Origin of the sequence: Mariniphaga sp., from assembly GCF_041687215.1 — a bacterium.
GTDB lineage: Bacteria > Bacteroidota > Bacteroidia > Bacteroidales > Prolixibacteraceae > Mariniphaga.
Window position 1 is genome coordinate 69426 of sequence record NZ_JAWLCI010000006.1, and the last position, 12845, is coordinate 82270.

12 protein-coding genes are annotated in these 12845 nt (G+C 41.9%); 2 read left to right on the forward strand and 10 right to left on the reverse strand.

What is annotated here, in order from left to right; translation table 11 throughout:
* Positions 1 to 3 precede the first annotated feature (3 nt).
* Positions 4 to 1476: an IMP dehydrogenase gene (gene guaB, locus ACESMA_RS04290; protein ID WP_372947534.1), complete on the reverse strand. Its 1473-nt coding sequence runs from the start codon at positions 1474 to 1476 to the stop codon at positions 4 to 6.
* Positions 1477 to 1657: 181 nt separating this feature from the next.
* On the opposite strand from guaB, the gene ACESMA_RS04295 reads away from it, so the two are divergent.
* Positions 1658 to 3562 carry an ATP-dependent DNA helicase RecQ gene (locus ACESMA_RS04295; protein WP_372947535.1) on the forward strand — a complete coding sequence of 635 codons (1905 nt, stop codon included), beginning with the start codon at positions 1658 to 1660 and terminating at the stop codon, positions 3560 to 3562.
* 37 nt (positions 3563 to 3599) lie between these two features.
* Here ACESMA_RS04295 and ACESMA_RS04300 read toward each other — a convergent pair whose 3' ends face one another.
* Positions 3600 to 5129, reverse strand: a complete 1530-nt coding sequence (locus tag ACESMA_RS04300; RefSeq protein WP_372947536.1) for an alpha/beta hydrolase — start codon at positions 5127 to 5129, stop codon at positions 3600 to 3602.
* Between the two features lie 158 nt (positions 5130 to 5287).
* On the opposite strand from ACESMA_RS04300, the gene ACESMA_RS04305 reads away from it, so the two are divergent.
* On the forward strand, positions 5288 to 6892 hold the full coding sequence (locus ACESMA_RS04305; RefSeq protein ID WP_372947537.1) for a fumarate hydratase: 1605 nt from the start codon (positions 5288 to 5290) through the stop codon (positions 6890 to 6892).
* A 66-nt stretch (positions 6893 to 6958) separates the two neighbouring features.
* Here ACESMA_RS04305 and ACESMA_RS04310 read toward each other — a convergent pair whose 3' ends face one another.
* The 8 genes from ACESMA_RS04310 to ACESMA_RS04345 form a co-directional block, all read right to left on the reverse strand.
* A complete protein-coding gene (locus tag ACESMA_RS04310; RefSeq protein WP_372947538.1) occupies positions 6959 to 7768 on the reverse strand; it encodes a DUF6597 domain-containing transcriptional factor in 810 nt (269 codons plus the stop codon).
* Positions 7769 to 7795: 27 nt separating this feature from the next.
* Positions 7796 to 8038, reverse strand: coding sequence for a hypothetical protein (locus tag ACESMA_RS04315; RefSeq protein WP_372947539.1), 243 nt, complete (start codon positions 8036 to 8038; stop codon positions 7796 to 7798).
* Positions 8031 to 8312: a BrnT family toxin gene (locus tag ACESMA_RS04320; RefSeq protein ID WP_372947540.1), complete on the reverse strand. Its 282-nt coding sequence runs from the start codon at positions 8310 to 8312 to the stop codon at positions 8031 to 8033. The genes ACESMA_RS04315 and ACESMA_RS04320 overlap by 8 nt, the downstream gene beginning before the upstream one ends.
* Positions 8313 to 8479: 167 nt before the next feature.
* A complete protein-coding gene (locus ACESMA_RS04325) occupies positions 8480 to 8839 on the reverse strand; it encodes a VOC family protein (protein ID WP_372947541.1) in 360 nt (119 codons plus the stop codon).
* 88 nt (positions 8840 to 8927) lie between these two features.
* Positions 8928 to 9875 (reverse strand): hypothetical protein, encoded by a 948-nt coding sequence (locus tag ACESMA_RS04330; RefSeq protein ID WP_372947542.1) that lies wholly within the window; start codon positions 9873 to 9875, stop codon positions 8928 to 8930.
* Between the two features lie 10 nt (positions 9876 to 9885).
* Positions 9886 to 11061, reverse strand: a complete 1176-nt coding sequence (locus ACESMA_RS04335; protein WP_372947543.1) for a hypothetical protein — start codon at positions 11059 to 11061, stop codon at positions 9886 to 9888.
* Positions 11062 to 11170: 109 nt separating this feature from the next.
* Positions 11171 to 11968, reverse strand: a complete 798-nt coding sequence (locus ACESMA_RS04340; RefSeq protein ID WP_372947544.1) for a DUF6544 family protein — start codon at positions 11966 to 11968, stop codon at positions 11171 to 11173.
* Positions 11965 to 12834, reverse strand: coding sequence for a hypothetical protein (locus ACESMA_RS04345; RefSeq protein ID WP_372947545.1), 870 nt, complete (start codon positions 12832 to 12834; stop codon positions 11965 to 11967). The genes ACESMA_RS04340 and ACESMA_RS04345 overlap by 4 nt, the downstream gene beginning before the upstream one ends.
* Between the last annotated feature and the right edge of the window lie 11 nt (positions 12835 to 12845).

Consider the following 12845-nt stretch of genomic DNA (forward strand, 5'->3'; position numbering starts at 1 on the left):
CTTTTAACGTGCGCTGTAATTCGGAGCTTCGCGGGTGATGGAAACATCGTGCGGATGGCTTTCCTGCACTCCTGCATTGGTTATTTTGGTGAATTTAGCTTGTTGTAACTGGTCAATATTAATTGCGCCACAATATCCCATTCCGGCACGCAAGCCTCCTAGGAGCTGATAGAGAACTTCGTACAATGTGCCTTTGTAGGGAACCCGTGCGGCAATTCCTTCGGGAACAAGTTTATTGATGTCTTCTTCCATATCCTGAAAGTAGCGGTCTTTGGAACCTTTTTGCATAGCCTCAATAGAACCCATGCCACGGTACGATTTGAATTTCCTTCCCTGATACAAAATGGTTTCGCCCGGAGATTCTTCAACTCCTGCAAACAAACCTCCCGCCATAACTGAATTTGCGCCGGCTGCTATCGCTTTCACAATATCGCCCGAATAGCGTACACCACCGTCGGCAATTACCGGTATTCCGCTTCCTTTAATGGCCTTAGCCACACTGTACACTGCCGAAAGTTGCGGGATTCCTACTCCTGCAATTACCCGGGTGGTACAAATTGAACCTGGTCCAATACCCACTTTTACGGCATCAGCGCCAGCTTTTACCAGGGCTTTTGCAGCCTCTTCAGTTCCAATATTTCCGGCTACAATATCTTTTTCAGGATATTTCGCTTTTATGCGTTTCAACATTTCAACCACACCTTTCGAATGGCCGTGGGCAGTATCAATAACCAGTGCATCAACCTGAGCTTTAATCAGTTCGTCCACGCGGTCCATGGTGTTTTCAGCAATGCCAATTCCAGCGGCAACCCGCAACCGGCCTTTTTCATCTTTGCAGGCCAACGGTTTGTCTTTGGCTTTGGTAATGTCTTTGTAAGTTACCAACCCAATCAATTTGTTGTTTTTGTCCACTACCGGCAGTTTTTCAATTTTATAGTGCTGAAGAATTTCTGCAGCTTTTTCCAGGTCGGTCGATTCGGTAGTTGTAACCAGGTTCTCACTGGTCATCACATGTTTTATCGGACGGTTCATGTCTTTTTCAAACCGTAAATCGCGGTTTGTAACAATCCCCTGAAGATGCCCTTCCCTGTCAACCACAGGAATTCCGCCAATTTTGTACTGGGCCATAATTCCCAATGCATCGGCAACTTTTTTATCCTGGGTAATAGTAATCGGGTCGTAAATCATTCCGTTTTCAGCCCTTTTAACAGTGGTTACCTGGTGAGCCTGTTCTTCAATGTCCATATTTTTATGAATAACCCCAATTCCTCCTTCGCGCGCAATGGCAATGGCCATTTTATGCTCGGTAACTGTATCCATGGCCGCCGTTACAATGGGAGCATTGATGATAATGGAACGGGTAAAGTGAGAAGTAAGATCCACCTGGCGAGGTAAAACTTCTGAATATGAAGGAACTAAAAGAACATCATCGAATGTTAAGCCTTCAAAAATTATTTTATCGGAAAAAAATGACATGGGCTTCTTTTTATGATTAAAAAATAAAGCGCAAAACTACAAAAATTTAGGTTATTGCTGGTTAATAAAACGCAGAATGCCGGCATTCAGTCTAATAAAAATTGTTAAACATTAAAATCGGAAGGAAATATTAATTTTACAGGCAACAGTTGTTACTGGAAATGGATTTGACGGCTATTGAATGGGAAATTTCAGCGAAATATTAAACAAGTACTGGGGATATACTGAATTCCGGCCGTTGCAACTTGAAATTATTGAATCGGTTGCAGCAGGAAAAGATACGCTTGGCCTGATGCCAACCGGCGGCGGAAAATCCATTACTTTCCAGGTTTATTCCCTTTCCCAAAAAGGAATTTGTATTGTAATTACCCCGCTTATTGCGCTTATGAAAGATCAGGTTGAAAATCTTCATCGAAGAGAAATTAAAGCCCTGAAAATTCACAGCGGAATGTCGCACATGGAAATAAAAGTGACGCTTGACAATGCTGTTTGGGGCGATTACAAATTTCTGTATGTTTCGCCCGAAAGGTTAAACTCCGAATTTTTTAAGGAGCGTCTTGCAAAAATGGACGTTAACCTGATAACGGTTGACGAAGCGCATTGTATTTCGCAGTGGGGATACGATTTCAGGCCAAGTTACATGACTGTCATTCAGTTGCGGGAGCTGTTGCCAGGCGTTAAATTTCTGGCCTTAACCGCCACTGCCACCCCAAAAGTTGTGGAAGATATTCAGGATAAACTGGGTTTTGAAAAGCCTAACGTGCTGAGTATGTCTTTTCAGCGCGAAAATCTGAGTTACCTGGTTCGGTTCCGCGAAGACAAAATGGGGTATTTGCTGGAAACGCTTAAAAAGGTAAAAGGCTCGGGAGTGGTTTATGTGCGCAGCCGGAAGGGAACACGTGAAATAGCAACAGAACTGCGGAAAAACAAAATTTCGGCTGATTTTTTTCATGCCGGCTTAAGCACTGGTGTTCGGCACGAAAAGCAGGATGAATGGCTGGCTGGAAAAAACCGTGTGATTGTGGCTACCAATGCTTTCGGAATGGGAATTGACAAACCCGACGTGCGTTTTGTGGTTCATGTTGATCCACCCGATTCACTGGAGGCTTATTTTCAGGAAGCGGGCAGGGCAGGGCGCGATGGAAAAAAGGCGGCAGCAGTGCTTCTGTTCAGCAATGCCGACAAAACCAAGCTGAAAAAGCATGTTACTGTTGCATTTCCTGAAATTGAGAACATTAAACGTATTTACCAGGCACTATGCAATTATCTGCAAATAGCCGAAGGTTTTGGAAAAGGCCAGGTTTTTGAATTCAGCCTGCAGGATTTCGCACAAACCTTTAAATTTCAGCAGGCTATGGTTTATAACAGTCTGAAAATTTTACAGCGTGAAGGATACCTGGAATTTACTGAAGAAATGGATAATCCTTCCCGAATTTATTTTTCCGTTTCACGCGATGAATTGTATAAATTTCAGGTTGCGAACGAAACATTTGATGCATTTATTAAACTTATCCTTCGCTCTTATACAGGCTTGTTTAACGGCTATGTAAACATTGACGAGGAATTGCTGGGACGCAGAGCAGGAATCGATCAGGATACCGTTTATAATTTTTTGAAACATTTGCGGAAATCAAAAATAATCGACTATGTTCCGCGAAACCGGAATCCGTTTATTTATTTCAGCAAAGAAAGAATCAGTTTGAACCGGCTTAAAATTTCAAAAGAGAATTACGATTTCAGAAAAAAAGATTTTTTGGCCAGGGTGGGAGCAGTAATTCATTATGCAACCAGCACTACCACCTGCCGGAGCCAGTTGCTTTTGCAGTATTTCGGTGAAAGCGATTCGCCTGAGTGTGGCATTTGCGATGTTTGTCTGGCCATGCACAAAATCGGGCTCACTTCTTTTGAGTTTAATGAAATCAGCAAACAGGTGAAAAAGATTTTGGAAACACCAAGTTCTTATGAAAATCTGCTTTTAAAGTTGAAGGGAAATCGCGAAAAATCAATGGAAGTGTTAAAATGGCTTTTAGACAATCATAAAATTGTTTTCAGGGTTGACCGCAAACTGGAGTGGAATGAAAATTAGTTCAGGCTAAATTTCGATTAGGACTATCCAGAAGATTCTAATTTTGGTTTGCTTTCAATTTTTCCTCTATTTGCAACAGCACTTTCCTGTCATTAAATCCACTGCAATGTCCTGTCATGGGAGAAAATTGAATAACGGCATCTGACTTTGGATTTTCCTTTTTTTGCAGCATTTCATCAAAAGCGCGAAGGGCATGATTGAGGTAAAATTCATCCATGTCGCCCATCCAAATCCAAATCTTTCCCTGTATTTTCGGTCCCAGTGTTTCCCAGTTGGTTTCAACGTAATGTTTCAGATCGTATTTGCGCCAGTGTTCAGCCACTTCGTGGTTAATTTCTCCGGTTTTCGGGTCGAACAACGGTTTGGGAAGGCCATCTTCACCTTTCGGACTGTAAAGTGCTGTAAAAGCGCTAAACTGCCCGCCCGATGTAGTGTAGGTGTCGTTCCACCCCAATACATTTTCAAACTGAATAAAATCCCTTTGTGAAACCACAGGTTCGCCTGAAATGTCACGTACTATTGGGCGAAGGTAGCCATGCTCGTTTATAAAAGCATTCTCATCGCGGTAAATATCGATGAGCTGGAAGTTTTCAAAATCAACCGGATCCGGACTGTAGGAAAAACATCCGCCAAAAAAATCGGGATAAAACAGTTGTATAGCCAGCGAAACCCAGCCACCGGTGCTGCAACCATCCACAAACCGTGATTCCGGCTCACCGATTCCACGGAACTGCGTTTCAATTAACGGAATTAATTCTTGAATCAAAGCCGTTCCGTAAGGCCCGCTGTTTTCTGAATTTAGCTGGTAGCAGTCGCCAAACGGACCTTCGCCATCCAGAAAAACATTGATAATTTGCGGTGCTTTGTCCGACTGCCACCAGTCGAGAAAAGATTTATCCCACTGAACAAACTGGTTGGCACGGGTGTAACGGCCGCCGTAACCGGCAATGTTGTAACGCACCGGATATTTGCGGTCTGGTTCGCTATAAAATGAGGAAGGCAACAAAACCGCCGCTTTTATGCGCATTTCTTTATTCCACCATTCCGAAAGCACCGGACTTCGGTATTCAACTTCTTTTAACAACGGATGTTCGGCAAGTTGCTGAGGCTCAATTTTAAATTTAAGCGGCAATTCAAATGTTTCATCTTTTTGAAAATCAATTCGCACCGATTCACTGTACAAATTTCCTGGTGCATTTATTCGCGATTCCTGCATGTCCTGATCCCAAAGTACCTGAACAGTGTAATTTCCATGCGGAAATTCACCGAGTGAAATATCAAACGATTTGGTAAACTCCGCTGATGCATCAAAAGTAAATACATTGTTTTTTTCCCAGTTCTCAAGGTTTTTTGCAAAAATCATATTCGATTTAGTTGGCCAGGTATTTCTGCGTGGCTGATTCATTTGGCTTGTGCTGACAAACAGGTAAATTCTTCCGCTGGGTTTATTTTCATTTTGAACTTCTTCTGAAATCCAGGTTTTTACTGAAAGTGAGCCGGTTTGAGCCTGACTTTGCTGAACAAGCACCAAAAAGGCTATAAAAAAAACAAAAAGTAACTTTTTCATTCGAATCGTTTTTGCTGGTAATTCCTAATACACGAAAGTTTCTAATTCGAAGCCAAATTTAGAAAATTCTGTTAAACATGATGAGCAACCCAGAATTGTTAACAGTTAAATTTCGAAAGTTATATCTTTGCACAACGTTCAATTTAAACAACAAAAAAATGACAGATTTTAAATACCAGAAACCGTTTCCGATATTAAAAGATGAAACCGAATACCGGTTGCTAACCAGGGATTTTGTTTCAGAGGTGGAATGCGATGGGCGCAAATTGCTGAAAGTGGCTCCGGAAGGACTGGAGTTACTGGCCAGGGAGGCTTTCACCGATGTGTCGTTTTACTTGCGGGCAGCTCATTTGGAAAAATTGGCGAATATTCTGAAAGACCCGGAAGCAACCGACAACGACCGTTTTGTGGCGCATACCATGTTGCTGAATCAGGTGGTTTCGGCTGAGGGTGAATTGCCGACTTGTCAGGATACCGGAACAGCAATAGTTATGGGAAAAAAAGGTGAAAACGTGTTCACTGGTGTAAACGATGCCAGGCACATTTCGAAGGGAATTTTCGATACGTTTAAGGAAAAAAACCTGAGGTATTCGCAGGTGGTTCCGTTTAGCATGACCGAAGAAAAAAATACCGGTACCAATCTGCCGGCGCAAATCGATATTTATGCAGAAGAAGGCGACACGTACGAATTTTTGTTTATTACAAAAGGTGGCGGTTCGGCCAATAAAAGCTTTTTATATCAACAAACAAAATCGTTGTTAACAGAAGAAAATCTGACAAAATTTGTTCGGGAGAAAATTAACGATTTGGGAACTTCTGCTTGTCCTCCATATCACCTGGCACTTGTTATTGGCGGAACTTCGGCAGAAGCAACGTTGGCTGCAGTGAAAAAAGCATCTGCCGGATATTTTGATCATTTACCTACAGAAGGAAACGAAGGCGGACAGGCATTCCGTGATTTGGAGTGGGAAGAAAAAGTAACGCAAATTTGCCGCGAAAGTGGCATTGGTGCCCAGTTTGGTGGAAAATATTTTGTACACGATGTTCGGGTAATCCGGTTGCCACGCCATGCAGCTTCGTGTCCGGTTGGACTCGGTGTAAGCTGCAGTGCCGACCGTAACATCAAGGCAAAAATTACTGCCGACGGAATTTTCCTGGAAGAACTGGAGAAAAATCCGGCGCGATTCCTGCCCAAAGAAGCGCCGTATTTGCAGCCTGCTGTTGATATAAACCTTGACCAGCCCATGCAAGACATTCTGAAAGAGTTGAGCAAACATCCCGTGAAAACACGGTTGAACCTGAACGGAACCCTGATTGTGGCTCGTGACATTGCCCACGCGCAAATCAAAAAAATGCTTGACGAAGGTCAGCCCATACCCGAATATTTCAAGAACCACCCGATTTATTATGCCGGGCCGGCTAAAACACCCAAAGGAATGGCTTCGGGAAGTTTCGGACCAACAACTGCCGGCAGGATGGATCCTTACGTGGATGAGTTTATGAGCCACGGCGGCTCCATGGTAATGCTGGCCAAAGGAAACCGTTCGCAAGCCGTAACCGACGCCTGCAAAAAGCATGGCGGATTTTACCTTGGTTCCATCGGCGGTCCGGCGGCCATTCTGGCAAAAGACAGCATCAAGTCGGTTGAAGTAATCGATTTTGAAGAGCTGGGAATGGAGGCGGTGCGGAAGATTAAAGTGGAGAATTTCCCCGCTTTCATTATAGTTGACGACAAAGGGAATGACTTTTTTAAACAACTTTAATTCTTTCAGGATTCCATTTTTTTTGAACCAGGTAGAAAAAGAATCAGAAAAAGATGGAATCCTTTTTTACTGAAAATAATCGGAATACGGTTCACATTCAGCAAAATATTCGCCCGGAGTATAACCCGAAAGTCTTTTAAAATCGTTAATCATGTGCGACTGGTCGTAATAGCCGCAATCGCACGCAAGTTGTGTGAGTGACATTGATTTTTGTCTGAATTTGATATGGAGCGCATGTTGGAAACGCACTGTTTTCAGGAATTGCCTGGGTGATGTTCCCACAAATGCCGAGAAATTTCGTTCAAACTGTTTGCGGCTCAGGCAGGTTAATCCCGACAGTTTTTCTGTGGAAATCAGTCCTTTCGTGCGGTTAATTTCCGAAAGACAAAAATTTATTCTGTTGAATTCGTGGTGTTTGTAGTAATTTTTCAGCCTCGCCAGTAAAAACTTTTCAGCAATTGCTACTTTTTCCTGAAAAGTGTTGGTTTCCTGAAGTTTTGTTTCCAAATCAGTTGCTTCGTGATTTACGATGAATACCAGCGGAACATTTTGCTCAAAGAGTTGATTGATGGGTACATCAAAAATCTGAGCTGCTCCGTGCGGCTGAAACAAGATGGAAAAAAGCGAAAGTTTACCGGAAATTTGAAGATCGTAAAATTCTTTTTGCTGCCCTGAAATACAGGTGTTTTCCGGAATTGATTTTTTATAGCCGACGGTTTTTGGCCGGTGTTCAAAGTAAAATATGAGCTCCGGCAGGCCGCTGGGCACAATGCGTTGTATGTGCTTTTCGCCTGCCGGCAGACAATTCTCCAATGCCCAGTATTTTTTAATAAATGGTGCCAGGGCTTGGGAAGGAAAAGCATTCTGGAAATTCATGTTTTGGATTAACTTTTACAGTATAAACTATTTCTCAGCAAAACGTTTTGTACTAATAAAGTAAGACCGTAATAAATTATTAACAGCATTGTCGGAATCATGGCCCAACTCTTTCAGCCAAATTGCAATATCCTCATCAATTTTTAATTGAACAGATACTTTTTTTTGTGGATATACGGCAACTGCATCTTCCCAAAATTCAACATCTGTGGCAGGAATATCAGAATAATTTATTTCTGAGTCATTTTTATTATTTTTTTTACTATCCATGTTTTTTAAATTTTTCATGATAAATACTCCTTTCAATTTTGTTAGCTTTCCTTGCTGAAATAATCCGAATCGCTTGTTTTCTGTTAGTAAAGACAACAACGACTATTCCGTTTTTTACAATTCCGAGCGCAATCCAACGCTTTTCGCCATAATCTTTTCTTTTATCTTCTTTGACCAAATATGGATTTTTAAATAATTGAATTACATCAGCAAAATCAATATTGTGCTTTTCAAGATTCAAAAAACGTTTTTTATCGTCCCATTCAAACAACATTTTCTTTTTCGTTCAAAATTAATTTATTATCAGATGAATCCAAAAATCTTAAATCTCAAAAAAAGAATTGTAATCGGTTCATTATAAAAATCAGTTGAAAATTGCTGTTGGTTGAAAAGATTTTTTGCCTTTTAACCAACAGCAATTCATTTAAAGACGGTCAGATGTTACATGTCGCCATAAAGTCCCATCCGGTTTCCTTCGGAATCGGTGAATAGGGCAAAGTAACCGCGTCCTTCAGCTTCGATTTTTGTTTTGGGCTGAACCACTGAACCACCGTTTTGAACGATTTTTTCGAGCGTGGCCTCCAGGTTTTTTCCGGCGTTCAGACTTACAATTACGCCGTCTTTCGATGGCTTAAAACCTGGTGCTAACGAAATGGCTCCTTCGCCCGAAGGGAAACAGGCCATTTTTTCTACGCCGAAATCGATGCCCTCCAAACTGAGATTAAAAACTGCGTTGTAAAAATTAACTGCACGTTCGAAATTTTCTGCCGGGATTTCCACCCATGAAATAAGTTTTTCCATTTTCTGAAATTTTTAAAATTTGACTTTGAATTGACCCGACAAAAATATTTTACAATTGATACTCATAATTGGAAAAATGCGACATTCTTTAATTGATGTGATTTTTGAAAAACTCCACGATTTCATTTTTTACCGATTCGGGTTGTTCGTGGTCAATTCCGGGGAAAGTTTTTATCGTGGCATTTACGTTTTCTTTCTCATAAATTTCCCTGCATTTTTGCCAGCGGGCAGGTTGCATCTCTTCGCCAAGCAGGTTAAAAACCAGTTCGCGTTCATCCAAATCGTAACCGTCCTCATACGGAATGGCATCGTTGTCGTCCAGTTCGCCCATAAACAGAAACTGCGGCGTATTTTTAAATGCGTCGGTATTAAACGGTTTCCCAAACAGGTTTTGAAAATCATTCACCCCCAGCGGAAAGTTTAAGGATTCGTTTTCCAGTTCTGAAAGTGGAATCATCACCAGCCCGTTCAATCCACCAGCTGCGGCAGCCAGCACTTTTTCTGGATGAATTGCCGTAAACCGGTTCACAAATGTTCCCGATGCCGAAAAGCCAGTCATCAAAAATTTTTCATTCAACAGGAATCCTTTTTCTGAGAGTTTCTTTTTGGCATCTTCCACCATAGCCAGCAGTTGCAAGTCGATTCGTTCCAGTTCATTGTTTTTTTGATGAGCCAGGTCACGGTCGAAGGCGTGAGTGTAAATTTTCCAGTTGGTTCTGGCACGCGGAAATACCGGCACAAGCAGCGGATACTGCAGTTTTCGGGCCACATAATTCCCGGTATAAAATTCCCTGCTAGCAGTTCGTTGGGCCTTTTCAATGTGCTTTTGCAGGTCGTCATCTACAAATCCTGAGTTGTTGGGTTCCACAATTAAAACCTGTTCATTTTGAACACTCATTTTATCGGGAATAAAAAGAAAATAAGGAAAGTTGAATCCACTTTCAGGCCGGACTTCGGTAAAAATTAATTCTCCGTTTTTTACTTCAGGCGAACATGCCAGAAGCGCAATCATTCCAATAATTACAAATTTTTTCATCTGGTTTGAATTAACTGTTTTCAACTGCTTTATTAAGGATATCATCCAGGTAAATATTTTCATCAAATGCCGAATTTTTCCAGTTGGGCATCAGCCGGTCAAGCATAAGGGCCTGCAGCATTCCGCCGTAATAAAAACGGCTTTCTCCGGGGCGCGATGCTGTTCGTTTTACTTCATTTACCTGCCGTTTTAACCAGGATGAACGGTTCTTGTAATTTTTAAAATCTGAAATAGTTTTAATGGACTCCACCGGTTTGTAGCCCGGATTGTTTTCTGCTTCCAGCCCGATATTCAGTTCGGCATATTTTGCGAGGCCTTCCAACCATTCCCGGTTTTTTTCGTACTGAATAAATTCTTCTGAAAGATTTGCAGTTTGCCTGCGCTCTTCTCTTTTTTTAAGAAACTGAATGGTGTAATAGTGCATTCTGTCCTTGTTTTCTGAGCGGTAAGCCTGAAGGAGTAAATGGGTTTCTTCTTTCCAACATTCGGTGTTTTTGGGTTGCTCCCATGGGTATTCCGACGAAAGGCGGGCTGCGTTTTCACCATCAGCCAAACGCGCAGGAACAACCGTTCCCTGGAAAGCGTGAAAAGCTTCATGAGTCATTCCTTCAATGTAATTTTCAGCTTTCCCCATAAGCAAATTCCAGAAAATTTTATAGGGAAAAACAGCGTTCAAAACCGGCGGAAGTTCTTCTTTAAAGCCGTTGTAAAAAGCCACTGCTGCATACTCTTTGGTTTGCATGGTAACTACCCAGCGGTCGCCCACTTTTACTGTAAAATTTTCGGGTATGATTTCCGGATTGGGTAGCGGCTGGCGGTAGTACACCTCTCCGAAAAAATCATCGTCTTCAACAGGTTTCCAGTCACTTCCCCTGAATTCTTCGGCGGGCATTTTTTTCCAACCTGCCGGGGGATTGGCATAACCGGTTAAAAAAGCATATTTTTCATTGTAAACCATAACCGGGATTTGCTGCTCGCCCCAGCCCGGCCAAACCGAATTGCCCAGGTTCAGTTGCAGATTCATGGCTTCGGCAATGTAAGCTTTTTCTTTTTCCGAGAGTTTTTCAGTAATTTTTGACTGCGTTGGAAGTGTCAAATTGTACAAGGCAGAAACCATTGCCAGTGCAATGATTACGATAAATGTCCATTTAATCGCTTTTAAAAGAAAGCGAAATACTCTTTTCATTGTCTTCATTTTGGCTTTTTAATAAATCGGAGGATTCGTCTTTAACAGTATGCAAAAATTACAAATTCAATTAGAAATGATGCCTGAATCGTTTTTTTTTATTGCTATTTTAAATGAGCTGGTTCAGATTTTTTGGGTCAGGATTGTAATCCACTTCAGCAATTTCGAGTTTTAGCCACGTCCACGGGCCGGAGTCCAGCATCCACGTAGCTTCCAATTTAGAAGGGATTTTAATGCCGTTAAATTCAGCATGTTCCTGCGCGGTTATTATCCATTCATAACGTTTGGCATCCTTTGCGTTTCCATAATAGCGCATAGCAACAAATTTTTCGAAAATCCCTTCGCTATTGAAATAAAAATTGCCCGAACCGGATGTTTCCTTGAAATTCATGGTTGCTTTTGCGGAGTGTGGGTCCAGTTCCTGCCATGAAATATGAGGACTTACCATCCCCGATGGAAACCAAACGGTTTCGCCCAGGTAGCGCTGTAATGTGCCTTCGTCCATTTTTTCGCCGGTTTCTTTTCCGAGGTTGAGAATTCCGTTCAGCGTCATCTGCATTTCGCCTTTACCGTCGATAAATTTGTCGCGCCCGAGTACCGAAACAAAAGGCGCCATTTTCATTCGAACCGTCCAGATAAATGCCGGGTTTTCAGCATTAAAAAACTGCTGGGTAATGGCCTGTTTCCAATTTTTTTGTTCAGGTTTCAGTTTCATTTGAAAGCTTTGTTTTAAAGCGACTGTCCTGATTTTTTCTTTACCAATTGCTCCCGAAACTTTCAGCCACTTTTGAACTGGCGCAGGAAGGTGAAGTATTTCTTTTTCAGTTAAAATTTCACTTTTCCGGGAGGTTGTGTTTCCCAATACAACCGAAGTTTCTTCTTTTATTTTTTGTTTGAATGAAGTCATATCCTGTTTTTTTTGATGTTTTTCACCATTAAAAATGCACATAAAATGGTAACCAGATTGATTGCAGGAATAATAAAAACCGCCGGGATGATATTCACACCATTGATTCCCATGGCGATGATTTTTGCGCTGAGAGCGGTCATTAATAACGCAAGAAAGACAATATAAGGAACGCCCGTCAAAAATCCCATTGGTCTTTTTTTCAGAAGCAACCAACCGGCCACAAATGAAATCGGCAGGAGCAGGCCCAAATCGAACCCCTGCACAATCATGGTGGTGTAGTGTTGCAAATCAACCGGGTAAACTGAGCCATCGAGCAGGGGAGGGACCACCCGGCCCAGCCACAAGAGGGCTATGGCGACGGAATTAAAAATCAGAAAACCACCGGTAAATTTTGCAGGCGCCCGGTATGAAAAATACCTTGAAATTGTTTTTAAATCGAAAGAAATGAACAGATTGAATAAGGCGAAAAAAGTTAAGCCGAGCAGCACTACGTAACCCAGGAAAAGTTCATTGTACATGCCCATGGCCGTGTAAAACAGGTAGGTTACAAAAAAGTAACCAACTGTTCCGGTAAGCAAAAAATGTCCTTTTACCGAACCTCTTCGGTAACTGAAAAGCACAATAATTAAAAGCGGAATTCCGATAGCGAGTGTTACCACATCCTGCGCTATTCCCTGAATGGCAACATCGGCTGACATGTGTTTGTAAATTCCTTTCCCGTAAATGGTTACTATTTTTCCACGAATGGTTTCATAATCGAAATTCCCAGGCCCGCCAGTAGTAAATATTCCCACCAGGGTTGCAATTACAGACAAAATAATGATGGAGCCAATCAGAATGGTAATGGTCTGTTTTCGCTTCATTTTTGGTTTTT

Bases quoted from the DNA above. Each gene is read 5' to 3' on its own strand.
- ACESMA_RS04340 (WP_372947544.1), bottom strand. From the start codon at position 11,968: ATGACTTCATTCAAACAAAAAATAAAAGAAGAAACTTCGGTTGTATTG.
- guaB (WP_372947534.1), bottom strand. From the start codon at position 1,476: ATGTCATTTTTTTCCGATAAAATAATTTTTGAAGGCTTAACATTCGAT.
- ACESMA_RS04305 (WP_372947537.1), top strand. From the start codon at position 5,288: ATGACAGATTTTAAATACCAGAAACCGTTTCCGATATTAAAAGATGAA.
- ACESMA_RS04320 (WP_372947540.1), bottom strand. From the start codon at position 8,312: ATGTTGTTTGAATGGGACGATAAAAAACGTTTTTTGAATCTTGAAAAG.
- ACESMA_RS04295 (WP_372947535.1), top strand. From the start codon at position 1,658: ATGGGAAATTTCAGCGAAATATTAAACAAGTACTGGGGATATACTGAA.
- ACESMA_RS04325 (WP_372947541.1), bottom strand. From the start codon at position 8,839: ATGGAAAAACTTATTTCATGGGTGGAAATCCCGGCAGAAAATTTCGAA.
- ACESMA_RS04345 (WP_372947545.1), bottom strand. From the start codon at position 12,834: ATGAAGCGAAAACAGACCATTACCATTCTGATTGGCTCCATCATTATT.
- ACESMA_RS04330 (WP_372947542.1), bottom strand. From the start codon at position 9,875: ATGAAAAAATTTGTAATTATTGGAATGATTGCGCTTCTGGCATGTTCG.
- ACESMA_RS04335 (WP_372947543.1), bottom strand. From the start codon at position 11,061: ATGAAAAGAGTATTTCGCTTTCTTTTAAAAGCGATTAAATGGACATTT.
- ACESMA_RS04315 (WP_372947539.1), bottom strand. From the start codon at position 8,038: ATGGATAGTAAAAAAAATAATAAAAATGACTCAGAAATAAATTATTCT.
- ACESMA_RS04300 (WP_372947536.1), bottom strand. From the start codon at position 5,129: ATGAAAAAGTTACTTTTTGTTTTTTTTATAGCCTTTTTGGTGCTTGTT.
- ACESMA_RS04310 (WP_372947538.1), bottom strand. From the start codon at position 7,768: ATGAATTTCCAGAATGCTTTTCCTTCCCAAGCCCTGGCACCATTTATT.